Raw genomic sequence first — 23329 nt, 5'->3', positions numbered from 1 at the left:
TATAGGGGGTTGGAGGTGAGGCTACTCACGGCTTCTTGCTCGTCGTGTCGTGGTCTGCACCCTGCTGTTCCGCCGTCTCCGCGAAATCGCGGTCGACAGCCTTGACATTCTCCTCCTCCGCGTCGTCGACGGGAACCAGGACACGGCCGATCGCCGCCTTGACCCAGCGGGTCTCCACACCGGGGGCGATCTCCAGGATCACGTCCTCGTTGTCGATGGCCACCACGGTCCCGAAGAGGCCCGTCGTGGTCATGACACCGGTGCCCGGCGTGAGACTGTTCTGCATCTTGAGCTGCTCCTGCTGCCGCTTGCGCTGCGGCCGGATAAGCAGGAAGTAGAACACCACGACCATGAGAGCGATCATGATCAGGCTCGAATAGTTGCCGCCCACAGGGCCGCTCCTTTTCTTGAAGATTGACCGGCGAAAACCGGACGCCACATACGACCACGCCGCTCAGCACGTCAGCCTACACAGCCAGCCAAGGCTCGGAGTTTAGGCGAGCTGTTAAGAGCGGGGCAACGAAGTCACGATTCGGCTCGCAGGGAAGTTCCCATTTCGATACAGTTGTCATCGTTCTGTGATCAATCCCGTACGACTTCCCTACCGACTCCCAACGCTAGATTTGCCCGGCATCATCCTCAAGATCGATGAGAAACGAGGCACCGAAGGCGTCGGGCGGGGGGACCAGACCCAGGTGGGTCCAGGCCGCAGCGGTCGCGACCCGGCCGCGGGGGGTGCGGGCGAGGAGTCCCTGCCGCACCAGGAACGGCTCGGCGACCACCTCGACCGTCTCGGGCTCCTCCCCCACGGCCACCGCCAGCGTCGACAGCCCCACCGGCCCGCCGCCGAACTTGCGCAGCAGCGCTCCGAGCACCGCCCGGTCGAGCCGGTCGAGCCCTTCGGCGTCGACCTCGTAGAGGTTGAGCGCGGCGGAGGCGACATCCCGGGTGACCACCCCCTCGGCGCGCACCTCGGCGAAGTCGCGGACCCGGCGCAGCAGCCGGTTGGCGATGCGGGGGGTGCCCCGGGAACGGCCGGCGATCTCGCGGGCGGCGTCGCCGGGGAGCGCGACGCCCAGCAGACGCGAGGAGCGGTGCAGCACCTCCTCCAGCTCGGCGACCCCGTAGAAGTCCATGTGCGCGACGAAACCGAAGCGGTCGCGCAGCGGCGCGGGGAGCATCCCGGCCCGGGTGGTGGCCCCGACCAGGGTGAACGGGGCGATCTCCAGTGGGATCGCGGTCGCCCCCGGCCCCTTGCCCACCACGATGTCGACGCGGAAGTCCTCCATCGCGAGGTAGAGCATCTCCTCGGCGGGCCTCGCCATGCGATGGATCTCGTCGATGAACAGGACCTCGCCCTCCGAGAGCGTCGACAGGATCGCCGCGAGGTCACCGGCCCGCTCCAGCGCGGGCCCGGAGGTGATCCGGATGGGCACGGAGAGCTCGGTCGCGATGATCATGGAGAGGGTCGTCTTGCCCAGTCCGGGACCGCCGCTCATCAGCACGTGATCCGGCGGCCTGTTGCGTCGCAGCGCGCTCTGCAACACCAGTGACAGCTGCTCGCGCACCCGCGCCTGACCGATGAACTCCTCCAGCCGCTTGGGCCGCAGTGCCGCCTCGATATATCTCTCGTCGCCCTCGGCGTCCGGCGACACCAGATCACGATCGGAACTCACGCCGCCCCTCCCTCGTCCCGCCCTACGGCGGACTCACCCGCACCCCTCATCGCACGCTCAGCGCGCGGAGGGCCGCCTTGAGCAGGGGCGCCACCTGGGGGGTGCGGCCCTCGGCCATCTCGGCGTCGGCCTGGGGCTCGACGGCGGCGACCGCCTCGTCGGCGTCTCGCACCGAGTAGCCAAGACCGACCAGCCCCGAGTGGACCTGACCCCGCCAGGCGGGCGCGACGGCTCTGCCGTCGAGCGCGGCGCTGACGGCCTCCTCGGGAGTGCCGAGCTTGTTCTTGAGGTCGACGATGATCCGCTGGGCACCCTTCGGCCCCACCCCGGGGACCCTGGTCAGCGCCTTGACGTCGGCGGAGGCCACGGCCACCCGGAGCGCGTTGGGAGTGTGCACGGCCAGCATCGCGAGGGCGACCTTGGGGCCGACCCCGCTCGCCGTCTGCAGCATCTCGAAGGTGCCGCGCTCGTCCTCGGTGGCGAAGCCGAACAGCGTGAGCGACTCCTCGCGGACCACCAGCGAGGTGGCCAGCCTGGCCTCCTCCCCCGTCCTGAGCGTCGCCAGGGTGCCCGGCGTGCAGTGCACGAGAACTCCCACCCCGCCGACCTCGACGACCGCACCGTCGGGCGCGATCGCGGTCACCTGTCCTCGCACCGAGGCGATCACTTCGCGGTTCCTCTCGGGTGTCCGGCCCTGCCACGACTCCGGAAGTAGGCGGCGGGGGTCGTGCCGGAGGCGCTCGCGGCCTTCGCGGCGGCCTCGGCCAGCCTGCTCTGTGCCCCGCCCCGCCACACGTGGCAGATCGCGAGGGCGAGCGCGTCGGCGGCGTCGGCGGGCTTGGGCATCGCGTCCAGCCTCAGCAGGCGGGTCACCATCGTGCCGACCTGCTGCTTGTCCGCCGTGCCGCTGCCGGTGATCGCGGCCTTGACCTCGGACGGCGTGTGCAGCGCGACCGGCAGGCCCCTGCGGGAGGCGCACAGGATCGCCACGGCGGAGGCCTGGGCGGTGCCCATCACGGTCCTGAGGTTGTGCTGGGCGAAGACCCGCTCCACGGCCACCGCGTCGGGCCGGACCTCGTCGAGCCACTGCTCGATGCCCGCCTCGATCGCCACCAACCGGGCGCCGATCTCGTCGTCGGCGGGGGTGCGGACGACCCCCACTTTGATCAGGCTCAGCGGTGCGCCGGGCCGCCCCTCGACGGCGCCGAGCCCGCATCGGGTGAGCCCCGGATCAACCCCCATCACCCGCAACTCGGGCAATCGCACCGACACGCCTCCGCTCGCCGAACATCTGTTCGGTGGCAGACTCTACCGCGTGAGAGCATCCCGCGCACGGCTCTCCCCCGGCCCGTCGAGAGGCGGAGCGGCAGGCACCTGCTCACGCCTCGCCGCCTCCAGGGGATCCGTCTCACGGGTGCTGGGTGGCGGGTTCCGCGTCACGGTCGTTCCCTGCCCGGTCGCGCAGCAGGTCCAGGCGGTTCATCACCGGCGAGGCCGAGATTCCGTGGATCACCAGGGAGGCCGTCGCGGTGAAGGCGACCACGGCCCAGATCTCCTCGGCGGGTACGCCGAAGTCGGCCTGGCCGAGGGCGTAGGCGAGGTAGAACAACGAGCCGATGCCGCGGACGCCGAAGAACGCCGCCACGACGCGCTCGCGCGGCCCCGCCCCGCCTCTCAGCAGGGAGAGCCACCCGACCAGCGGCCGGATGACGAGCAGCAGCGACAGGCCGACCACGGCTCCCCGCCAGGTGAGCGCGGACAGTCCCCCCACCGCGACGAAGCCTCCGAGCAGCAGGAGCAGCCAGGCGGTGAACAGCCGCTCGATCTGCTCTATGAAGCCGTGCAGCACCCCGTTGTAGCCGTGGCTGCGCTCGGCCGCCCTGATGGTGCAGGCGGTCACGAACACCGCGATGAAGCCGTACCCGTGCACCAGCTCGGTGAGGCCGTAGGCCAGGAACGTCGCGGCCAGCGCCACGAAGCCGTCGCGGTGCTCGGCCAGCCGCAGGTCGGGCTTCTCGGCACGGAAGAACAGCCGCCCCAGCCCTTTGCCGATCAGCAGGCCGCACACCACGCCCGCGACGCACCGGTAGAGCAGGTCCACCAGCGCCCACTCGCCGATCCAGCCGGTCCCCCCGCTGACGGCCAGCGTGATGGCGGCGTACACCAGGGGGAAGGCCAGGCCGTCGTTGAGGCCCGCCTCGGAGGTGAGGGCGAAGCGGACCTCGTCGTCGGCCTTCTCCGAGTCGACGGGCTCGCCGACCTGAACGTCGGAGGCGAGCACCGGGTCGGTCGGCGCGAGGACCGCGCCCAGCAGCAACGCCGCCGCGAGGGGCCAGCCGAGCAGGCCGTACGCGGCGGCGGCCACGGCGAGGACGGTGAGCGGGAGCGTCCACCCGAGCAGGCGCCAGGTCGAGGACCAGCCGCGCCGCCCGAAGGGCCGGTTGATGGCCAGCCCCGCGCCCATGAGCGAGACCAGCACGCAGATCTCGGTGACGTGCTCGACCAGTGTCCGGTGAGCCACCGGATCGGGATCGGGCAGCTCCAGGGGCAGGGCGTAGAGGACCAGGCCGACCAGCAGGCAGGCGAGGGGCAGCGAGAAGGGGCGGCGGTTGAGAAGTCGCGGCAGTGTGGCCGCGAGCAGCGCGGCAACGCCCGCCACGGCGAAGATGAGGTCAGGATTGCCCATTGTCCGCGTGATCTGCCCTGGACCACGCGGACAAACCTCACGAGCAGCGCGAGGTCCGAAAAATCGGACTACGCGTCGAGCTTCTCCATGACCTCGTCGGAGACGTCGAAGTTTGCCCAGACGTTCTGCACGTCGTCGCTGTCCTCAAGGGCGTCGATCAGCCTGAAGACCTTGCGGGCGCCCTCCTCGTCCAGCGGGACGTTCAGCGTCGGCATGAAGCTGGACTCGGCCGAGTCGTAGTCGATCCCGGCCTCCTGCAGGGCCTTGCGGACCGGGACGAGGTCGGTGGCCTCCGAGACGACCTCGAACTGGTCGCCCAGGTCGTTGACCTCCTCGGCACCCGCGTCGAGGACCGCGACCAGCACGTCGTCCTCGCCCAGCTCGCCCTTGGGGACGAGCACGACACCCTTGCGGTTGAACATGTAGGACACCGAACCCGGGTCGGCCAGCGAGCCGCCGTTGCGGGTCAGCGCGACGCGGACCTCGGAGGCCGCGCGGTTGCGGTTGTCGGTGAGGCACTCGATCAGCACCGCGACGCCGCCGGGGGCGTAACCCTCGTACATGATGGTCTGCCAGTCGGCGCCGCCGGCCTCGAGACCGCCCCCGCGCTTACGGGCACGCTCGATGTTGTCGATCGGGACCGAACTCTTGCGCGCCTTGGTGATGGCGTCGTACAGCGTCGGGTTGCCGTCCGGATCGGGTCCGCCCGTCCGGGCCGCGACCTCGATGTTCTTGATGAGCTTGGCGAACAGCTTGCCGCGCTTGGAATCGAGCGCGGCCTTCTTGTGCTTCGTCGTCGCCCATTTGGAGTGGCCGGACATCGCCTAGAGCTCCCTCACCATCTCAGCGAAATATGAATGCACACCGACATCCCCGGTAAGTTCCGGGTGGAAGGACGTGGCGAGCAACGGTCCTTGACGGACCGCGACGATCCTATCCCCAGGTTCGGCCAGTGCCAGCACTTCGACCTCCGAACCCACCGATTCCACCCAGGGTGCGCGGATGAAGACGGCCCGCGTGGTGCCGCGACCGGCGAAGTCGATGTCGGCCTCGAAGGAGTCGACCTGGCGTCCGAAGGCGTTGCGGCGGACGACCATGTCGATGCCTCCGATCGTCTGCTGGCCTTCGATCCCGCCCTCGATCCGGTCGGCCAGCATGATCATCCCGGCGCAGGAGCCGTAGGCGGGCATTCCCGCCTTGATCCGCATCCGGAGTGGTTCGAGCAGCTCGAAGGTCTCGGCGAGTTTCCACATCGTGGTGGACTCACCGCCGGGGATGACGAGGCCGTCGACCGCCTCCAGCTCGCGGGGGCGCCGTACGGCGACCGCTCTCGCGCCCACCGCCTCCAGGGAGCGAGTGTGCTCGCGCACGTCTCCTTGCAGCGCGAACACGCCGATCGTGGGGACGATGGTCACCGATGGTCCTTCCGGTACGGGTGGGGTGTGCCCTACCAGCCGCGCTCGGCCAGCCGGTGCGGGGCCGGGATGTCGTCGACGTTGATGCCGACCATCGCCTCGCCCAGCCCCCGGGAGACCTTCGCGATGACGTCGGGGTCGTCGTGGAAGGTGGTGGCCTTGACGATCGCGGAGGCACGCTCGGCGGGATTGCCGGACTTGAAGATGCCCGAGCCGACGAACACGCCCTCGGCGCCGAGCTGCATCATCATCGCCGCGTCGGCCGGGGTGGCGATGCCGCCGGCGGTGAACAGCACGACCGGCAGCTTGCCGGTCCTGGCGACCTCGGCGACCAGCTCGTACGGCGCCTGGAGCTCCTTGGCCGCGACATAGAGCTCGTCCTCGGGCAGTGAGCCCAGACGCTTGATCTCACCCCTGATCTTGCGCATGTGGGTGGTGGCGTTGGAGACGTCGCCGGTGCCGGCCTCTCCCTTGGAGCGGATCATCGCCGCGCCCTCGGTGAGGCGGCGCAGCGCCTCACCCAGGTTGGTCGCGCCGCAGACGAAGGGCACGGTGAACTGCCACTTGTCGATGTGGTTGGTGTAGTCGGCGGGGGTGAGCACCTCGGACTCGTCGATGTAGTCGACGCCGAGCGACTGGAGCACCTGCGCCTCGACGAAGTGGCCGATGCGGGCCTTGGCCATGACCGGGATCGAGACGGCGGAGATGATGCCGTCGATCATGTCGGGGTCGCTCATCCGGGAGACGCCGCCCTGGGCGCGGATGTCGGCGGGCACCCGCTCAAGGGCCATGACGGCGACGGCACCGGCGTCTTCGGCGATCTTGGCCTGCTCGGCGTTGACGACGTCCATGATGACGCCGCCTTTGAGCATCTCTGCCATGCCGCGCTTGACCCGGGCGGTTCCGGTGACGGTCGTCTCGCTGACTTCGGGCGTGCTGCTGGACACGGTCTTCTACCTCACGACGGCTGGCTGCGGACACGGGCCGTCCGAGGACGGCCAGTACGCCTTCCATCGTAGGCGCTGGCGGCCTGCCCCCTTACCCGACGCCTTGTCGTCCTTGGATGATCTTCTTGGACAGTATGTACAGGACGTGCGCGTCAGGGGATGACGGGTTTGGCGGAGGCGAGCACGACCCAGACCTGCCCCGGGGCGAAGTTCATCGGCTCGCCCGTCTCGGTGGTGAAGACGGTGCCGTCCTTCTCGTCCGGCCGCGACCAGCGGGCCTTGAACGCCTGCCCGTCACGGAGCACGATCGCCCTGCCCTTGCCCGTGCTGTGCACCAGCGGGGTGTAGCTCTGGTTCTTGTCGTGGAACTGCGAACGCTCCGTCTTGGTGTACTGCACGACGATCGTGGGCGCGCCGAGCTGGCCGCCCTCGGCCGCCATGTCCTTCTTGCCGTCCTGCCAGACCAGCCACTTGCCCGCCGTCTCCGACCAGCCGAAGGTGAAGCGCGCCGCCGGGTACTTCACGCTGTACGTCTTGCGCGACACGCCGCCCTCGGGGGCCTCGCCGAAGGTGAACCCGATGTCCTTGGCCTTGCTCGCCTTGGGCGCCCCGGCCAGCAGGTCCTTGGTGTTGGCGAACAGGTTGTAGGGGGCGTAGCGTCCCGGCTGGCGGAAGTACGCGCCCGGCTCCCTGCTGTCGGAGACGTCGAAGAGCGGGGCCTCGGCGATGAAGGGGAGCATCTTGGTCTGCGCGCCCGAGTAGGCGAAGGCCGGTCTGCCGAACTGCGGGACGATGTGCAGGTCGGAGATGCGGGCGCTGCGGACCGGGCCGACCTTGGCCGGGATCTTCGAGGAGAAGATCGCCATCAGGCGGGTGAGGCCCGCCTCGACCTGCTCGACGTAGACGATGTCGGCGCTTTTCAGGCCGAGCTGCGGCTTGCCCGCCGAGGTGTTCTCGATCTTCACCGCGAGCACCGCCCGGCGCGCCGCGCCGGGCAGGCCGGTGAAGGGGTGTGTCGGCTCGGGCGTGGGGGTCGGGTCCGCGCTCGGCTCGCCCGCCGCGCCCGCCGGGCTCCCCGGCGAGGCCGGCCCGTCGGAGGAACAGGCCGCGACCGGTGCAAGGACCGCGACTCCCGCCAGCGTGACGGCGATCATCCGGGACACCCGCACGGCTCATCTCCTCAAGTCGGCCACTCGATCACTCAGTCAAGAATCGCCAAGAGCTTACCGGTGTCCGACTTGTCAGATACTCCAGTTTATGTGCGTCTTATTTATCCCTATTCAGCGGCCAGGGCCTTCGGGGGCACGTCGTCGATCTCGAAGAAGGCCGGATACTCGGTGTGCCCCGCCAGCCGCAGCGTGCGGGCCAGCCAGCGGCGCTGCGCCGTCCGGGTGACGCCCACCGCGTTGTTGTAGAACCGGCGGGAGTACAGGACCTTCGCCACCGCGGCGTCCAGCTCCTCGATCAGCTCCGATCCGGCCGGGGTGTCGGCCAGCCGGTCACGGAAGCGCTCCTGGTCGACGACGGCGCGCAGCGCGCGCGACAGGTCGCTCTCGGCGTGCTCGCGCTCCTCGGGACCCGCCGTACGGGCCTCGTGGGCGGCCGCGGCCAGCACCAGGCTCGTCGCCGGGTCCAGCAGCCGGGAGGCCGCCAGCTCCAGGCTGACGGCGGTCCGCCGCACCAGGGCGGCGTCCAGGGACTCGCGGGCCAGCTCCAGCCGGATGTGCAACCGGTCGAGCCGCCCCGCCCGCCAGGAGACGTAGACGGCGAGAAGCACCACGATCGCGCCCGCCACCAGGATCAGCGTGGTCGTCGTCACAGCGCGTCATTCCTCTCGGCCGGCGTACCCGCCGGCTCTCCCCCGGTTCCGACCCCGGCCGGCCCGGCGCCCGCCACCAGGCCTTCCACCGCGCCTTCCACCGGGCCTTCCGCAGGTCCGGTCACAGTGCCCGTCACGGGGTCCTCCGCAGCGTCTTCCACCGGGCCTGCCACCGCGTCCTCCTCGACCCCGGCCGTGCTCGCCACGGTCTCGTAGACCCGCAGGACGTCGCGGGCGACCGTCGACCAGTCGTACTTGCGCACGGCCTGCCGGGCGGCCTGCGACAGCCTGGCCCGGCGTTCGGGATCGTCGAGCAGCGCGGCGGCCTCGCGGGCGAGCGACGCGGCGTCGCCCGTCTCGAACAACGCCCCCGCCCCGCCGTCGTCGAGCACCTTGCGGAAGGCGGGGATGTCACTCGCCAGGATCGCCGCGCCCGCCGACATCGCCTCGGTCAGCACGATGCCGAAGCTCTCACCACCCAGGTTGGGCGCGCAGAAGACGTCGACGGTGTGGTAGGCGCGCACCTTGTCCTCCTCGCTCACCATGCCGAGCAGGCCGATCCGGTCGTGGAAGGCGGCCGGAACCCGCTCCAGCACCTCGTCCGCGTCACCGGGCCCCGCCAGCAGCAGGCGCAGCGACGGCCGCTCGGCGGCGAGCAGGGCGAACGCCTCCAGCAGCACCGGCAGGCCCTTGCGCGGCTCGTCCATCCGGCCCAGGAAGCCGATCACCTCGCCCTCGTCCCAGCCGGGGAGCCGCTCACCCTCGGTGTAGCGGCTCACCGTCACCCCGTTGGGGATGAGCACGGCGTCGCCGCCCATGAACTCGACCAGGGTCTTCCTCGCGGCGTCGGAGACGGCGATCCTGCCGCCGATCTTCTCCAGCGCGCTCATGATGACCGGCACCCCCACCGAGAAGGAACGGGAGTTGCCGTACGAGGCGTGGAAGGTGGCCACGATCGGCCCCCTCGCCACCCAGCAGGCGAGCAGGCCCAGCGAGGGGATCGCCGGTTCGTGCACGTGCAGCACGTCGAAGCGGCCCTCGCGCACCCAGCGGCGCACCCGGTTCGCCGACAGGAATCCGAACGACATCCTGGCCACCGACCCGTTGAAGGGCACCGGGACGGCGCGGCCCGCCGAGATCACGTACGGGGGCAACTCCGCGTTCTCCGCGGCCGGGGAGATCACCGAGACGTGGTGGCCGTCGGCCATGAGCGCCTCCGCCAGGTCGCGGATGTGCACCTGGACGCCGCCCGGCACGTCCCACGTGTAGGGGCAGACGATGCCGATCCTCATGCCTGGGCCTTCCTGGGCTCCAGGTCCTCGAGCCAGAGGCGCTGGAGCATGTGCCAGTCCTCGGGGTGCTCGGCGATGCCCTTCTCGAAGACGGTGGCGAGGCTCTGCGCCACGACGGCCACCTTCTCCTGCCTGCTGCCCTCGGCCGGGATCGCGATCTCCTCGTGGAACTGCAGCCCCCAGCCGTTCTCCTCGAAGTAGGGAATCGCCGGGATGAGGGCGGCCCCGGTGTGCACGGCCAGCAGGGCGGGACCGGCGGGCATCCGCGTGGCCGCGCCGAAGAACTGCACCTCGACCCCCTTCGCGGTCAGGTCGCGCTCGGCGGGAAGGGCGACCGGCAGGCCGGCGCGCAGGCGCTGCGCCAGGGTGCCGAAGGTGTGGCCGTCACCGCCGGTGAGCGGCAGCACCTCCATGCCGAGCCCTTCGCGGAAGGCCGTGTACCGGTGGAACAGCGACTCGGGCTTGAGCCGCTCGGCGACCGTGGTGAACGGATGACCCGTACCCGCGAACCAGGCGCCCGCCTGGTCCCAGTTGCCCATGTGCGGCAGAGCCAGGACCACGCCACGCCCCCTGGCGAGGTTGTCGTAGACGGGCTCGGCCCCGGCCACCCGCATGCGGGAGACGAGCTCGTCGACGGGGATCGAGGGCAGCCGGAACACCTCGTGGAAGTAGCGGAAGTAGGAGCGCATGCCGTCACGGCTGAGTGCCCGGATCGCCGGGTCACCCGGCGAGGTGCCCTTGACCCTGGCGAGGTTGGCCTCAAGTCTGAGCACCGACTTGCCGCGACGCTTCCACAGCCGGTCGGCGGCGACGCGGAAGGCCCAGGCGGTGAGCCTCTCCGGCAGGCGGGGCACGATCGTCCAGCCGGCGCCGAACGCCGCCGCGACGAGACGATCCTGGGGGGAGGGCTTGTCGGTCATCGCTCTTTCCGATCGGCGGAGGGTCAGCGGAGGGTCCGCGGCGGGGTGGAGACGGCCTGCCGGCGCACGTGCAGCAGGCGCTGGCCGACCGTCACCGCGCTGGCGACGGCGAGCAGCCAGAGCCCCGCGGCGAGGATGTAGGGCACGCCCAGACCGCCCAGACCGGCGGAGACCAGGCCCACGACCAGGCGCTCGGGCCGCTCGGCGAGGCCGACGTCACACGTCATGCCCAATGCCTCTGCCCTGGCCTTGACGTACGAGACCACCGCCCCCGCGACGAGGCAGAAGAGCGCGACCCCCGCCAGCACCCGCTGCTCGCTCACGACGAACCAGAACACCAGCCCGGAGAAGATGCCGGCGTCGCCGACCCGGTCCAGGGTGGAGTCGAGGAAGGCGCCCCAGGTGCTTCCTGAGCCCGTCATCCTGGCCATCACCCCGTCGAGGAGGTCGGCCAGCACGAAAAAGGTGATCACCATCGTACCGGCGAACAGCTCGCCCCTCGGGTAGAAGAACAGGGCCGCGGCGACGGTGCCGAGCGTGCCGACGGCGGTGACGGCGTTGGGGCTGATCCCGTGGCGGGTGAGTGCCCTGCCCAGCGGGGTCAAGAGCCTGGTGACGGCGGGGCGCAGAAGTTTCAACATCGCGCTCCGATCGTAGGCCACCCGGCCCCCGCGCGTGCGTCGGCGGTGGGGGCGGCGCGCCCCGGGGAAACGGCGTTCACCGGGGCGGCCGGGACGACCCCGACACTTAGCGATCCGGTCTCACTCTGGCAAGAGGATCCCCTCACCCCTCTTGTGATATTCGCCACATGGGTATTTGGTGAACAGACCGAGTCCACGCGATTTACCTGACTTACCCGACTTACCCGACTTACCCGACGCGAGAACCGTGAGCACTCGGTAGCGGACCCCGGGGGTGTGGCCCCACCAGGCCGCGGCCCCTTCGGCAACGACGCGGGAGGCGATGTGGCGGAAAGAGCGACCGGCGGAACAGCGGGAGCCGCGGGGAGAGCACCCACGGCCGACCGGCCGGACATGATACGAAACGTCGTGCTGGTCGGCCATTCCGGCTCCGGGAAGACAACGCTCGTGGAGGCGCTGCTGGCCGCGACCCGGACCGTCCAGCGGCCCGGCAGGGTCGAGGACGGCACGACCGTGAGCGACTTCGACGAGGTCGAGGTGCGCCAGCAACGCTCGGTGAACCTGACCGTGGCCCCCGTGGTCCACAACGACATCAAGATCAACCTGTTGGACACGCCCGGCTACGCCGACTTCGTCGGCGACCTGCGCGCCGGACTGCGCGCGGCCGACGCGGCGCTGTTCGTCGTCTCGGCCGTCGACGGCGTGGACGGCCTGACCAGGATGATCTGGGACGAGTGCGCGGCGGTCGGGATGCCCCGCGCGGTCGTGATCACCAAGATCGACCACCAGCGGGCGAACTTCGAGGACACCCTCGGCGCCTGCCAGGACGCCTTCGGCGACGGTGTGTCCCCGCTTTACCTGCCGGTGGTGACCAACGGCAGGGTGAACGGCCTGATCGGCCTGCTGAGCCAGCGGTTCTACAACTACGCGACCGGCACCCGGACGGAGAACTCCCCCGGCCCCGCCTACGCCGACCAGATCGAGCTCTACCGGGGCGCCCTGATCGAGGGCGTCATCCAGGAGAGCGAGGACGAGTCCCTGATGGACCGCTACCTCTCCGGCGAGGAGATCGACACCAAGGCCCTCATCGAGGACCTGGAGAAGGCCGTCGCGCGCGGCGGCTTCTACCCCGTGCTGGCCGCGGGGGCGGGCGTGGGCGCCCTGGAGATCCTGGAGCTCGTCACCCAGGGGTTCCCCTCGCCGCCCGAGCACCCCATGCCCGAGATCATGTCGATCGGCGGCGAGCCCGTCTCCGGTATCACCTGCGACCCCGAAGGCCCCCTCGTCGCCGAGATCGTCAAGACCACCAGCGACCCGTACGTGGGCAGGATCAGCCTGGTGCGGGTCTTCTCCGGCACGCTGCGCCCGGACATGACGGTGCACGTCTCGGGGCACGGCCTGTCCGACCGCGGACACGAGGACCACGACGTGGACGAGCGCATCGGCACGCTCTCCTCGCCGCTGGGCAAGCACCAGCGGACGGTTCCCAAGTGCGTGGCCGGGGACATCGCGGCGGTGGCCAAGCTGTCGCGCGCCGAGACCGGCGACACCCTGTCCGACCGGGACAACCCGCTGCTGATGACGGCCTGGTCCATGCCGGAGCCACTGCTGCCGGTGGCGATCCAGCCCAGGTCCAAGGCCGACGACGACAAGCTGAGCCAGGCCCTGCAGCGGCTGGTCGCCGAGGACCCCACCCTCAGGCTGGAGAACAACCCCGAGACCCGCCAGCTCGTGCTGTGGTGCATGGGCGAGGCCCACACCGACGTGCTCCTCGACCGGCTGAGCCGGCGGCACGGCGTGGAGGTGGAGAAGACCGAACTGCGGGTGCCGCTCAGGGAGACCTTCGGCGGCAGCTGCCAGGCCCTGGGCCGCAACGTCAAGCAGACCGGCGGCCACGGCCAGTTCGCCGTCTGCCACCTGGAGGTCGAGCCCCTGCCGTCCGGCGGCGGCTTCGAGTTCGTGGACAAGGTCGTCGGCGGTGTGGTGCCGCGCCAGTTCATCCCCTCGGTGGAGAAGGGGGTCCGCACCCAGATGCAGCGCGGCGTGCTCGCCGGCTATCCCATGGTGGACGTGCGGGTCACGTTGTACGACGGCAAGGCCCACTCGGTCGACTCCTCCGACATGGCGTTCCAGATCGCCGGGGCGCTCGCGCTGAAGGAGGCCGCGGCCAAGGTGCCCATGCTGCTGCTCGAACCGGTGGACGAGGTGTCCGTCCTGATCGCCGACGACCACGTCGGCGCGGTGATGTCCGACCTGTCCTCGCGCAGGGGCCGCGTGCTCGGCACGGAGCCGGTGGGCGTCGGGCGCACCCTGGTCAGGGCCGAGGTGCCCGAGCTGGAGATCACGCGATACTCGATCGACCTGAGATCCATGTCGCACGGGACGGGGACGTTCCAGCGGGTCTTCCTGCGCTACGAGCCGCTTCCGCCGCATCTGATGGACAAAATCACCGGCTGACAGAGCGGTGACGGGTGTGCCGGACGGTGCCCCACCTCACAGGAAGGGCGCATCGTCCGGCACACGCCTCACATCATGCACTCGTATAACGGAGTCATCACGAAAGGATTTCGTTTTTCCGGTCAGAGCACACCGGTGCTGGTGCCACACTGGGGAACCATGCGAAACGGACGCCCTCTTCTGGCCGCTGCCGCCCTCGCCGTCCTGACCACGGGGGCCGCCTACACCTTCGGTCCCGAGGCCGCACCCGCCCGGCCGAAGGGCGACAAGAGCTCGGCGGCCTCGTCCGAGACGGCCGGCGCGACGACCGCCGCCTCGGCGCGCTGCGACGTCGACGCGAAGTACCCCAAGCGGCAGCTGCGCGGAGTGTGGATCGCCACGGTCAAGAACATCGACTGGCCCTCGCGCACCGGCCTGTCCCCGGCCCGCCAGCAGGCCGAGTACGTCAAGATCCTCGACGACGCGGTCAAGCGGCGGTTCAACGCGGTGTTCGTCCAGATCCGCCCCGCCTCCGACGCGCTGTACAAGTCGGATCTGGAGCCGTGGTCGCAGTATCTGACCGGCACGGTGGGCAAGGACCCCGGCTGGGACCCGCTGCCCTTCCTCGTCGCCGAGGCCCATCGGCGCGGCCTGGAGTTCCACGCGTGGTTCAACCCCTACCGCGCGTCCGCCGACGGCGACCTGTCCAAGCTGCCCGCGAGGCACCCCGCCCGGCTCCACCCCGAGTGGATCGTGAAATACGGGGGTCTGGCCTACTACAACCCCGGCCTGCCCGCGGTCCGCGACTATGTCACCAAGGTCGTCAAGGACGTGGTGACCCGCTACGACGTCGACGGGGTCCACTTCGACGACTACTTCTACCCCTATCCCGTGGCGGGCGCGAAGTTCGCCGACGACGCCGCCTTCGCCAAGTACGGCAAGGGCGCCACGCTCGCCGACTGGCGCCGCGCGAACGTCAACAAGCTGATCGCGCAGGTCGACAAGACCGTGCACGAGGTCAGGAACAGCGTGAAGTTCGGTGTCAGCCCGTTCGGGATCTGGCGCAACAAGGCCGAAGACCCCAGCGGCTCGGCCACCGGCGGCATGTCCGCGTACGACGCCATCTACGCCGACGCCCGTCACTGGATCAAGAAGGGCACGGTCGACTACGTCATCCCGCAGCTGTACTGGCCGCGCGGGCTCAAGATCGCCGACTACGACGTCCTGATGCCGTGGTGGGCCAACGAGGTCAAGGGCACCGGCGTGCACCTCTACATCGGCCAGGGCCTGTACCGTGTCGGCGCCACCGACACGGCCGCCTGGACCAAGCCCGGCGAGATGTCCTCCCACCTCACGCGCAACCGCAAGTACGAGCAGGTCACCGGTGACGTCTACTTCAGCGCCAAGCAGCTCGCCACCAACCCGCTGGGAGCGATCGACCGCGTCGCCAAGGACCACTACAGCCGCCCCGCGCTGCTGCCGCTGATGAAGGACCGCGGCGGCCAGGCTCCGGCCAAGCCCGCCGACGTGCGGCTCCAGGGCACCTCCCTCGGCTGGAAGAGCTCTCCTGACGCCCGGTCGTACGCGGTCTACCGGATCGCCTCGGGCAAGCCCGGAGACTGCGCCATCGCCGACGCCCGCAACCTGGTCGCGGTCGTGCCCGCGGCGGCCGGCGACCGCCAGACCTTCACCGCGACGGGTGGCGGCACCTACCTGGTCACCGCCCTGGACCGCCTGCAGAACGAGAGCGATCCCACCACGGCCAAGAACGGGACCTGAGAACCCGATCCCCGCCGGTCTCCTGACACGCTGGACCGGTGACACGATCTTGCCCTACGGTTCCAGCACCTGGCAGGAGCCTGAAGGGGAGGTCGTTCGTGAAGCGGACGCTTGTCGCGCTCGCGGTGGTGCTGGGCCTGCTGTGGCCGGGGGCCGCGCAGTCCGCCACTCGAGTGGACGGACGGGTGGTGCTGATCGGCATTCCCGGCCTGCGGTGGAGTGACCTCAGCCCCACCGGCACCCCGAACCTGTGGCAGCTCGCCGGGCGGAGCGCGGTCGGCTCCCTCTCGGTCCGCACGGTCGGCAGGGTCACCTGCCCCTACGACGGGTGGCTGACGGTGTCGGCGGGGGTGAGGTCCGCGGTCGGCCACGGCTGCGGACTCCCCCCGCTGCCCGAGCCCGACGCGGCGGGCGCGGTCATCCCCGGCTACGAGTACCTGCACCGGGTCGCCGGCCAGCGCAACGCGGGCGCCCTCGGCGAGGCCGTTCACGCCGCCGGTGAGTGCACGCTGGCGATCGGCCCCGGGGCCGCGCTCGCGCTCGCCGACCGCTCGGGCAGGGTCGACGTGTACGCCCCCTCCCCCGCCCAGATCCGCGCCGACGCGCTCACCGGGTGCCGGGTGATCGCCGTCGACGTCGACGACCTCATCAGGCCGTACCTGACCGGCGACCGGCTGCCCCGGGAGGAGGACGGGCTCACCGCGCGGGAGCGGGCCGCGGCGCTGCGCCTCGCCGACGCCAAGACGGGGGCGGTGCTGAGCATGCTGCCCGAGGACACCCGCGTGCTGCTGGCGGGCCTGTCCGACCACGGCGGCAACCCGCACCTGCGGGTGGCGATGATGCGTGACGCAGACGTCTCCGGCCGCTTCCTGGGCGCGGCCTCCACGCACCGCGACGACACCACGATCCTGCCGGACATCACCGCGACGATGCTCTCCCTGACGGGCGTCGCGGCGCCGCCGGGCGTGATCGGGGTTCCCTGGCAGGCCGCCGAGAGGCGCACCGGCGGCACCGAGACGGCGCGGGTCGCGCTGGATCGGGCCGACGTGGCCGGGGAGACGATCAGAAACGTGGGCGGGATCTTCTTCACCACCGTCGCGGTGCTGCAGGTCGCGTTCTACCTGGTCGCCTTCCTGCTGATGCGCCGCAGGCGAGGGTTGAGCGGCGTCCGCGTCGCCGCGGTCGCGCTGGCCTCGGTGCCCGTGTCGACGTACCTGGTGAACCTCACCCCCTGGCATCACGCGGGCTCGCCGGTGCTCGCGCTGGTCGGCGGAATCACCGGATGCGCGTTGCTGCTGGCCGCGACCGCGCTGGCGGGGCCCTGGCGCCGGGCGCCGCTCGGGCCGCTGGCGGTGGTGGCGGGGGTGACCGCGGCGGTGCTGGCGGGCGACCTGCTGACCGGGACGACCCTGCAGCTCAACAGCGTGATGGGCTACAGCGCCGTGGTCGGAGCCCGCTACTACGGGCTGGGCAACATCCCGTTCGCGCTCTTCGCCACCTCGGTGCTGCTGTTCGCCGCCACGATCGCGCACCGGCTGACGCGCGCCGACCGCGCCGACCGCGCGGACGCGCCGGTGGACCGGCCGGCTCTCGGCGATCACGCCGATGCCCCCGTGGTGGATCGACCCGCGCACGAGGGCGCCACGGTCGCCGTCGTGTCGGCTCACCCGATGGGCGGGAGCCGCGCGAGCGTGGTCGCGGCCGCCGTCGTGGCGGCGCTGGGCGGTTTCGCGATGATCCTGGGCGGCTGGCCGGGCGTGGGCAGCGACTTCGGCGGGGTGATCGCGTTCGTGCCGGGCATCGCGGTGACCGCGCTGCTGATCGCGGGCAGGCGGGTCTCGATCGTCAAGCTGGGCGCGTTCTGCGTGGCGGGCGGCGTCATCGTGATGTCCATCGCCTATCTCGACTATCTGCGTCCCGCGGGCTCGCAGACGCATCTGGGCCGCTTCGTCGGCCAGGTGTTCACCGGGGAGGCCCTGGAGGTGATCGGCCGCAAGTTCGGCGCGATGCTGGGCACACTGCTCAACCCCAACCTGATGCCCGTCGTGATCGCCGCGGTGGCCTTCCTCGTCTACGCGCTGCTCCGCCCGGAGCAGGCGAGCGCGGGGGTGCTGCCCGCCGCGTTCGCGCACTCCCCCGCGCTGCGGGCAGGGCTGATCGGCACCCTGGTCAGCGGGGTGGTCGGCATGCTGGTCAACGACTCGGGGGCCGCGGTGCTGTCCATGGCGCTGGCGCTCGCCGTGCCGCTGACGCTGTCGGCGGGCATCAAGGCGCTGGACGAGGACGTGCCGCGCTACGAGGAGCCGGGCCAGCAGCCGGCGAGCAACTCCCTGGTGTCGCGCAGCAGCTGAGGAAGCACCCTGGTCTGGCCGACGACGGGCATGAAGTTGGTGTCGCCGCCCCACCGGGGCACCACGTGCTGGTGCAGGTGGGCGGCGATCCCGGCGCCCGCCACGCCTCCCAGGTTCATGCCCACGTTGAAGCCCTGCGCGCCGCTCGCCTTACGCAGGGCCACCAGCGCCCGCCGGGTGAAGTCGGCGAGTTCGAAGGTCTCGGCCTCGTCCAGGTCGGTGTAGTCGGGCACGTGCCGGTAAGGGCAGACCATCAGGTGGCCGGAGTTGTAGGGGTAGAGGTTGAGCAGTGCGAAGACCTTCTCTCCCCGCGCGACGACCAAACCGTCCTCATCGCTCATACGGGGGATCTCACAGAACGGGCAGCCGTCCTCGGGGCCGGAACCCGCCGGTTTACCCTCCCCCTTGATGTACGCCATCCGGTGGGGGGTCCAGAGTCTCTGGAACGCGTCCGGTGTCCCCGCTCCGTGCTGCGCCTCCGGCTCGTTGCTCATGGCCGCCAGCATATTGCCACGCCGATTACCGTCGCCTCGCGCCTCCCCCCGGCCTTCCCGAGCCTCCGAGAAGGCCCGCCGGGGCTAAAGGCCCGTGGGCGCCTCAGGCCCCCGTGGAAAGGTTTCCGAGCCCTCCACGGGAGACCTTCCGCCGCCCAGGGGGCTCAGACCTGGACGCGGCGCTCGATCGCGTCGACGATCTCGGCGATCGCCTCGTCGACCGGCACCCCGTTCTTCTGCTCGCCGTTGCGGAAGCGGAAGGAGACCGCGCCGTTGGCGATGTCGTCGTCGCCCGCCAGGAGCATGAAGGGCACCTTGGACTTCTGGGCGTTGCGGATCTTCTTCTGCATGCGGTCGTCGGAGGCGTCGACCTCGATCCTGATGCCCCGCTCGCGGGCCTTCTTGGCCAGGTCCTGGAGGTAGGGCGCGTGGGCCTCGGCGATCGGGATGCCGACCACCTGGACCGGCGCGAGCCAGGGGGGGAACGCGCCGGCGTAGTGCTCGACCAGGACGCCGAAGAAGCGTTCGATCGAGCCGAACAGCGCCCGGTGGATCATGACGGGCTGCTGCCGGGAACCGTCGGTCGACTGGTACTCCAGCTCGAAGCGCTGAGGCAGGTTGAAGTCGAGCTGGATCGTCGACATCTGCCAGGAGCGGCCGATCGCGTCACGGGCCTGCACGGAGATCTTCGGCCCGTAGAACGCCGCGCCGCCCGGGTCGAGCACCAGCTCCAGCTTCTCGGACTCGGCGACCTCGCGCAGGGTCTCGGTCGCCTCCTCCCAGTCCTCGTCGTTGCCGACGAACTTGACCGGGTCCTTGGTCGACAGCTCCAGGTAGAAGTCGTCGAGGCCGTAGTCGCGCAGCAGGTCGAGCACGAAGCGCAGCAGCGACTTCAGCTCGTCGCGCATCTGCTCGCGGGTGCAGTAGATGTGCGCGTCGTCCTGGGTGAGACCCCGCACGCGGGTGAGGCCGTGCACCACGCCGGACTTCTCGTAGCGGTAGACCGTCCCGAATTCGAACAACCGCAGCGGCAGCTCCCGGTAGGAGCGTCCGCGCGCCCGGAAGATCAGGTTGTGCATCGGGCAGTTCATCGGCTTGAGGTAGTACCTCGCGCCTTCCAGCTCCATGGGGGGGAACATGCCGTCGGCGTACCAGTCGAGGTGACCGGAGATCTTGTAGAGGTTCTCCTTGGTGATGTGCGGGGTGTTGACGAAGGAGTATCCCGCCTCCTCGTGCCGCCTGCGCGAGTAATCCTCCATCACGCGGCGGATCACGCCGCCCTTGGGATGGAAGACCGGCAGGCCCGAGCCCAGCTCGTCGGGGAAGGAGAACAGGTCGAGCTCGGCGCCCAGCTTGCGGTGGTCGCGCTTCTCGGCCTCCTCCAGCAGGTGGAGGTATTCGTCCTGCTTCTCGCGCGACTCCCACGCGGTGCCGTAGATCCGCTGGAGCTGCGGGTTCTTCTCGCTGCCCCGCCAGTAGGCGCCGCCGGAGCGCATCAGCTTGAACGCCGGGATGGACCGGGTGGTCGGCACGTGGGGGCCGCGGCACAGGTCCTTCCAGCGCAGCTCACCGGTCTTGGCGTCGAGGTTGTCGTAGATGGTGAGCTCGGCGCCGCCCACCTCGACGCTCTCCTCCTCGGCCGCGCCGCCCTTGAGGCCGATCAGCTCCAGCTTGTACGGCTCCGAGGCGAGCTCCTCGGCGGCCTGCTCGTCGGAGACGGGCCTGCGGGAGAAGAGCTGCCCCTGCTTGACGATCTCGCGCATGCGCTTCTCGACGCGCTTGAGATCCTCGGGGGTGAACGGGTCCTTGACGTCGAAGTCGTAGTAGAAGCCGTTCTCGACCGGCGGGCCGATGCCCAGCCTGGCCTCGGGGAAGATCTCCTGGACGGCCTGGGCCATGACGTGCGCGGTGGAGTGGCGGACGATGGCGCGCCCGTCGGGGCTGCCCGCGGGAACCGGCTCGATCACGTCGCCCTCGGCCACCGGGGCCGCGAGGTCCTTCAGCTCGCCGTTGGCGCGGGCGGCGACCACCGAGCGGCCGTCCGCCTCCAGCGCCTCTCCGTACGTCGTGCCTCCCGCCACCACACGCGCTGCTCCGGCGATGGTGACACGAAGTTCTGGCACGGCGGACACTGTTGCTCCCTGGGAGAGGTCGACGAATGGTCTGGGAATCGATGCTACCGGTGTCGGCAACGCGATTTCTCAGGCGTCGCGGCTCCGGCGGTAGCCCAGGGAGGTCAGCTCGGCCCGGGTGCCGCGGAAGACGTTGCGGTCGAGGGGCCTGTTCGAGTGCTGGTGGATCGTCCACCTGTCCCACGGCCTCGGCACCTCCGGCCTGCCCCGGGGGTGGTCGGGCGCGGCGATCCACAGCGGATAGGGCTCCAGCCCGGCGCAGTTGCCGCTCCGCGCGAACGACAGGAACGTGTAGATCACCGGCTTGACCCCGGCGAGCGCGACGACCGCCTGGCACCAGACGCGGGCGAACCGCGCCACCCGGTGCGCCGGTAGGTGATCGTTGGTCTCCAGGTCGAGGGCGAGCAGGTCCCCCCTGCGCAGCCCCGCCCGCCGCACGATCCGCAGGAAGTGCACCGCCTGCGCCTCCGGGTCTCCCGCGGGACGGGCGAAGTGGTAGGCGCCGCAGACGATCCAGCTCTCGCGCATGCCGTTCCAGTTGGTGGCGAACCACTTGTCGGTGAAGGTGCTCCCCTCGCTGGCCTTGGCGAACGCGAAGGAGACCCCGCCCCTCGCGTGCGCGCCCCAGTTGACGGCGCCCTGCCAGTTCGACACGTCGATCCCCTGCAACATGGCCGTCAGGCTAACCGCCGGACGGCACGGGGCACACGCCCGACGCTCCCTCGGCGTACTGCCATTGCGGCTGCTTTGGCTAGGCTTGGTCGGCGTGAACGCAGCAGCCCAGACCTCCGGCGCCTACGCGGCCGGCATCGCGACCATCACCTCCGGCGGAACCGTGCTCGACACGTGGTTCCCGTCCCCTCGGCTGGGCGAGCCCCCCTCGCCGGGCACCACGCGGCTGACCGAGCGGGAGGCGGCCGAGGAACTCGGTTCCGAGGTCGCCGCGCTCCTCGGCCCCGACGAGGACCGCGGCGTGGAGGTGGTCGCGGTGCGCACCGGCATCGCGAAGCTGTCGGAGGCCCCCGCCGACGCCCACGACGCCTACCTGCGCCTGCACCTGCTGTCGTCGCGCCTCGTCCAGCCGCACGGCCAGAACCTGGACGGGCTGTTCGGCCTGCTCAGCAACGTGGTGTGGACCAACCACGGGCCGTGCGCCGTCGAGGGCTTCGAGCAGGTGCGGCTCCGCCTGCGCGCCCGGGGTCAGGTGACCGTCTACGGGGTGGACAAGTTTCCCCGGATGGTCGACTACGTGCTGCCCACCGGCGTCCGGATCGCCGAGGCCGACCGGGTCCGTCTCGGCGCGTACCTGGCGAGCGGCACGACCGTGATGCACGAGGGCTTCGTCAACTTCAACGCCGGCACGCTCGGCACCTCCATGGTCGAGGGCCGCATCTCGGCGGGTGTCGTCGTGGGCGACGGGTCGGACGTCGGCGGCGGTGCCTCGATCATGGGCACCCTGTCCGGCGGCGGCAAGCAGGTCATCTCCATCGGGAGGCGCTGCCTGCTGGGCGCCAACAGCGGCGTCGGCATCTCCCTGGGCGACGACTGCGTCGTGGAGGCGGGGCTCTACGTCACCGCCGGGACCAAGGTGGCCCTGCCGGCGGAAGGGCCCGAGGGACGGGTGGTCAAGGCGTCCGAGCTCTCCGGCGCCTCCGGTGTGCTGTTCCGCCGCAACTCCACCTCGGGCGCGGTCGAGGCCGTGCCCCGTACGGGGACGAGCGTGGAGCTCAACAGCGTCCTGCACGCCAACGACTGACCGCCTGGTCGTCGGCTCTCGTCCGGGAGCGGCTCCGGGAGCCGCTCCGGGAGCACGGCCCGCCGTCCTCGCGAGGCGCGGGGACGCCTCTCCGGTTCGTCCCGCGCGGGGCTCGCGGATGTTCGTCCGCGGGCCCCTCAGCTGACAGAGTGGCCCCACGGGTCCGCTGGGGCCCGCTTGAGCCACTGGGGCAGCCGGGGCCGCTGGGGCCACGACCCTCACGCCCGAACGGGGGCGGTCCGCGCTGGAAGGATTCGGATGACCGGTCAGGGGATGGCGGGCGACGGTGAGATCGGTGGCAGCGGTGAGAACGGTGAGAACACGGCCGGGGCGGTGGCCCGGTGGGTGACCGGGCTGTTCGCGCCGCAGGTGCTGGTCATCGGGCTGCCTCCGCTCGTCGGGCTGATGGCGGACGGCTGGCCCGGTGCGGTCTGGGGCCTGGTGGCCTCGGCCCTGTGCGGCGGGATCCCGGCCCTGGTGATCCTGAACGGGGTCCGTTCCGGACGCCTCGACTCCCACCACCTGGTCGACCGGTCGAGCCGTACGGTTCCGCTGCTGGTCGCGGTCGCCTCGGTGGTCGTCGCGCTGACGCTGCTGATCCTGCTGGGTGCCCCCCGGCTTCTGGTGGCCACGGTGACCGCGATGCTGGCCGCGCTCGCGGTGACGGTCCCGATCACCTTCCGGTGGAAGATCTCCTTCCACGCGGCCGTGTCGGCGGGCACCGTGGTGGTGCTGGCCCATGTGCTGCCCGCCGCGCCCACGCTGGTCGCGGGCGCGCTCGTCGTGGCGACGGTGTGCTGGGCGCGCGTCAGGCTCACCCACCACACACCCGCCCAGGTCGCCGCGGGGACCGCCGTCGGGGCGGGGACGGCGTGGGCGGCCCTGAGCGCCTTCGGCGTCTGAGCGGGACCGCCCCCTACGTGGGTGGCGGGGGAGAAGGAGCCCTCAGAGGATCGGCGTCGCCGACGGCCGCTCGCGGGGCGCC

Annotated in this window: 21 protein-coding genes; 5 read left to right on the top strand and 16 right to left on the bottom strand. The window is 70.8% G+C overall.

What is annotated here, in order from left to right:
- Window positions 1-25 precede the first annotated feature (25 nt).
- The 13 genes from yajC to pgsA all read right to left on the bottom strand — a co-directional run bounded on the left by yajC (window position 26) and on the right by pgsA (window position 11396).
- Window positions 26-391, bottom strand: a complete 366-nt coding sequence (gene yajC / locus AB0B90_RS35790) for a preprotein translocase subunit YajC (RefSeq protein WP_350949155.1) — start codon at window positions 389-391, stop codon at window positions 26-28.
- A gap of 226 nt (window positions 392-617) precedes the next feature.
- Complete coding sequence (gene ruvB, locus AB0B90_RS35785; RefSeq protein WP_350949154.1) at window positions 618-1676, bottom strand: Holliday junction branch migration DNA helicase RuvB; 1059 nt, start codon at window positions 1674-1676, stop codon at window positions 618-620.
- Window positions 1677-1722: 46 nt separating this feature from the next.
- Window positions 1723-2343 (bottom strand): Holliday junction branch migration protein RuvA, encoded by a 621-nt coding sequence (ruvA, locus tag AB0B90_RS35780; RefSeq protein WP_350949153.1) that lies wholly within the window; start codon window positions 2341-2343, stop codon window positions 1723-1725.
- Window positions 2340-2927 carry a crossover junction endodeoxyribonuclease RuvC gene (gene ruvC / locus AB0B90_RS35775; RefSeq protein WP_362905710.1) on the bottom strand — a complete coding sequence of 196 codons (588 nt, stop codon included), beginning with the start codon at window positions 2925-2927 and terminating at the stop codon, window positions 2340-2342. The genes ruvA and ruvC overlap by 4 nt, the downstream gene beginning before the upstream one ends.
- 157 nt (window positions 2928-3084) lie before the next feature.
- The gene (locus AB0B90_RS35770; protein ID WP_350949152.1) at window positions 3085-4362 is read right to left on the bottom strand and encodes a cation:proton antiporter; all 1278 of its coding nucleotides are present in this window, start codon (window positions 4360-4362) and stop codon (window positions 3085-3087) included.
- A gap of 68 nt (window positions 4363-4430) precedes the next feature.
- Window positions 4431-5183, bottom strand: coding sequence for a YebC/PmpR family DNA-binding transcriptional regulator (locus AB0B90_RS35765; protein WP_350949151.1), 753 nt, complete (start codon window positions 5181-5183; stop codon window positions 4431-4433).
- A 3-nt stretch (window positions 5184-5186) separates the two neighbouring features.
- Window positions 5187-5777: a pyridoxal 5'-phosphate synthase glutaminase subunit PdxT gene (pdxT, locus tag AB0B90_RS35760; protein ID WP_350949150.1), complete on the bottom strand. Its 591-nt coding sequence runs from the start codon at window positions 5775-5777 to the stop codon at window positions 5187-5189.
- A 32-nt stretch (window positions 5778-5809) separates the two neighbouring features.
- On the bottom strand, window positions 5810-6724 hold the full coding sequence (gene pdxS, locus AB0B90_RS35755; protein WP_350949149.1) for a pyridoxal 5'-phosphate synthase lyase subunit PdxS: 915 nt from the start codon (window positions 6722-6724) through the stop codon (window positions 5810-5812).
- 152 nt (window positions 6725-6876) lie between these two features.
- Window positions 6877-7893: a DUF3048 domain-containing protein gene (locus tag AB0B90_RS35750; protein ID WP_350949148.1), complete on the bottom strand. Its 1017-nt coding sequence runs from the start codon at window positions 7891-7893 to the stop codon at window positions 6877-6879.
- A 107-nt stretch (window positions 7894-8000) separates the two neighbouring features.
- Window positions 8001-8543 (bottom strand): hypothetical protein, encoded by a 543-nt coding sequence (locus tag AB0B90_RS35745; protein ID WP_350949147.1) that lies wholly within the window; start codon window positions 8541-8543, stop codon window positions 8001-8003.
- Window positions 8540-9835 carry a glycosyltransferase family 4 protein gene (locus tag AB0B90_RS35740; protein ID WP_362926479.1) on the bottom strand — a complete coding sequence of 432 codons (1296 nt, stop codon included), beginning with the start codon at window positions 9833-9835 and terminating at the stop codon, window positions 8540-8542. The genes AB0B90_RS35745 and AB0B90_RS35740 overlap by 4 nt, the downstream gene beginning before the upstream one ends.
- Complete coding sequence (locus AB0B90_RS35735; RefSeq protein ID WP_362905670.1) at window positions 9832-10755, bottom strand: phosphatidylinositol mannoside acyltransferase; 924 nt, start codon at window positions 10753-10755, stop codon at window positions 9832-9834. Before AB0B90_RS35735 ends, AB0B90_RS35740 begins: the two co-directional genes overlap by 4 nt.
- Window positions 10756-10778: 23 nt before the next feature.
- Entirely contained in the window at window positions 10779-11396 is a 618-nt protein-coding gene (pgsA, locus tag AB0B90_RS35730) for a phosphatidylinositol phosphate synthase (protein WP_350949144.1), read from the bottom strand.
- A 324-nt stretch (window positions 11397-11720) separates the two neighbouring features.
- On the opposite strand from pgsA, the gene AB0B90_RS35725 reads away from it, so the two are divergent.
- The 3 genes from AB0B90_RS35725 to AB0B90_RS35715 all read left to right on the top strand — a co-directional run bounded on the left by AB0B90_RS35725 (window position 11721) and on the right by AB0B90_RS35715 (window position 17962).
- On the top strand, window positions 11721-13853 hold the full coding sequence (locus AB0B90_RS35725) for an elongation factor G-like protein EF-G2 (protein ID WP_350949143.1): 2133 nt from the start codon (window positions 11721-11723) through the stop codon (window positions 13851-13853).
- Window positions 13854-14012: 159 nt separating this feature from the next.
- Window positions 14013-15611: a family 10 glycosylhydrolase gene (locus tag AB0B90_RS35720; protein WP_350949142.1), complete on the top strand. Its 1599-nt coding sequence runs from the start codon at window positions 14013-14015 to the stop codon at window positions 15609-15611.
- 98 nt (window positions 15612-15709) lie between these two features.
- Complete coding sequence (locus tag AB0B90_RS35715) at window positions 15710-17962, top strand: hypothetical protein (RefSeq protein ID WP_350949141.1); 2253 nt, start codon at window positions 15710-15712, stop codon at window positions 17960-17962.
- Here the strand turns inward: AB0B90_RS35715 and AB0B90_RS35710 are convergent.
- The 3 genes from AB0B90_RS35710 to AB0B90_RS35700 all read right to left on the bottom strand — a co-directional run bounded on the left by AB0B90_RS35710 (window position 17905) and on the right by AB0B90_RS35700 (window position 21260).
- A complete protein-coding gene (locus AB0B90_RS35710) occupies window positions 17905-18456 on the bottom strand; it encodes an HIT domain-containing protein (protein WP_350949140.1) in 552 nt (183 codons plus the stop codon). The genes AB0B90_RS35715 and AB0B90_RS35710 overlap by 58 nt on opposite strands.
- 164 nt (window positions 18457-18620) lie before the next feature.
- Entirely contained in the window at window positions 18621-20588 is a 1968-nt protein-coding gene (gene thrS, locus AB0B90_RS35705; RefSeq protein ID WP_350949139.1) for a threonine--tRNA ligase, read from the bottom strand.
- A 69-nt stretch (window positions 20589-20657) separates the two neighbouring features.
- Window positions 20658-21260, bottom strand: a complete 603-nt coding sequence (locus AB0B90_RS35700) for a glycoside hydrolase family 25 protein (RefSeq protein ID WP_350949138.1) — start codon at window positions 21258-21260, stop codon at window positions 20658-20660.
- 94 nt (window positions 21261-21354) lie between these two features.
- Here AB0B90_RS35700 and dapD point away from each other — a divergent pair, with 94 nt between their 5' ends.
- Window positions 21355-22344: a 2,3,4,5-tetrahydropyridine-2,6-dicarboxylate N-succinyltransferase gene (dapD, locus tag AB0B90_RS35695; protein WP_350949137.1), complete on the top strand. Its 990-nt coding sequence runs from the start codon at window positions 21355-21357 to the stop codon at window positions 22342-22344.
- 258 nt (window positions 22345-22602) lie between these two features.
- The gene (locus AB0B90_RS35690; protein ID WP_362926478.1) at window positions 22603-23247 is read left to right on the top strand and encodes a hypothetical protein; all 645 of its coding nucleotides are present in this window, start codon (window positions 22603-22605) and stop codon (window positions 23245-23247) included.
- Window positions 23248-23329 lie beyond the last annotated feature (82 nt).

Source organism: Streptosporangium sp. NPDC049078 (assembly GCF_040648855.1).
In the GTDB taxonomy this organism is placed as follows: Bacteria; Actinomycetota; Actinomycetes; order Streptosporangiales; family Streptosporangiaceae; genus Streptosporangium.
This window is presented reverse-complemented; position numbering and strand designations above follow the sequence as displayed.

Coding starts and splice junctions, on each gene's coding strand:
- AB0B90_RS35735 (WP_362905670.1), bottom strand. CDS start 10,755: ATGACCGACAAGCCCTCCCCCCAGGATCGTCTCGTCGCGGCGGCGTTC.
- AB0B90_RS35720 (WP_350949142.1), top strand. CDS start 14,013: ATGCGAAACGGACGCCCTCTTCTGGCCGCTGCCGCCCTCGCCGTCCTG.
- AB0B90_RS35700 (WP_350949138.1), bottom strand. CDS start 21,260: ATGTTGCAGGGGATCGACGTGTCGAACTGGCAGGGCGCCGTCAACTGG.
- AB0B90_RS35690 (WP_362926478.1), top strand. CDS start 22,603: ATGACCGGTCAGGGGATGGCGGGCGACGGTGAGATCGGTGGCAGCGGT.
- AB0B90_RS35765 (WP_350949151.1), bottom strand. CDS start 5,183: ATGTCCGGCCACTCCAAATGGGCGACGACGAAGCACAAGAAGGCCGCG.
- AB0B90_RS35710 (WP_350949140.1), bottom strand. CDS start 18,456: ATGAGCAACGAGCCGGAGGCGCAGCACGGAGCGGGGACACCGGACGCG.
- AB0B90_RS35770 (WP_350949152.1), bottom strand. CDS start 4,362: ATGGGCAATCCTGACCTCATCTTCGCCGTGGCGGGCGTTGCCGCGCTG.
- pgsA (WP_350949144.1), bottom strand. CDS start 11,396: ATGTTGAAACTTCTGCGCCCCGCCGTCACCAGGCTCTTGACCCCGCTG.
- AB0B90_RS35740 (WP_362926479.1), bottom strand. CDS start 9,835: ATGAGGATCGGCATCGTCTGCCCCTACACGTGGGACGTGCCGGGCGGC.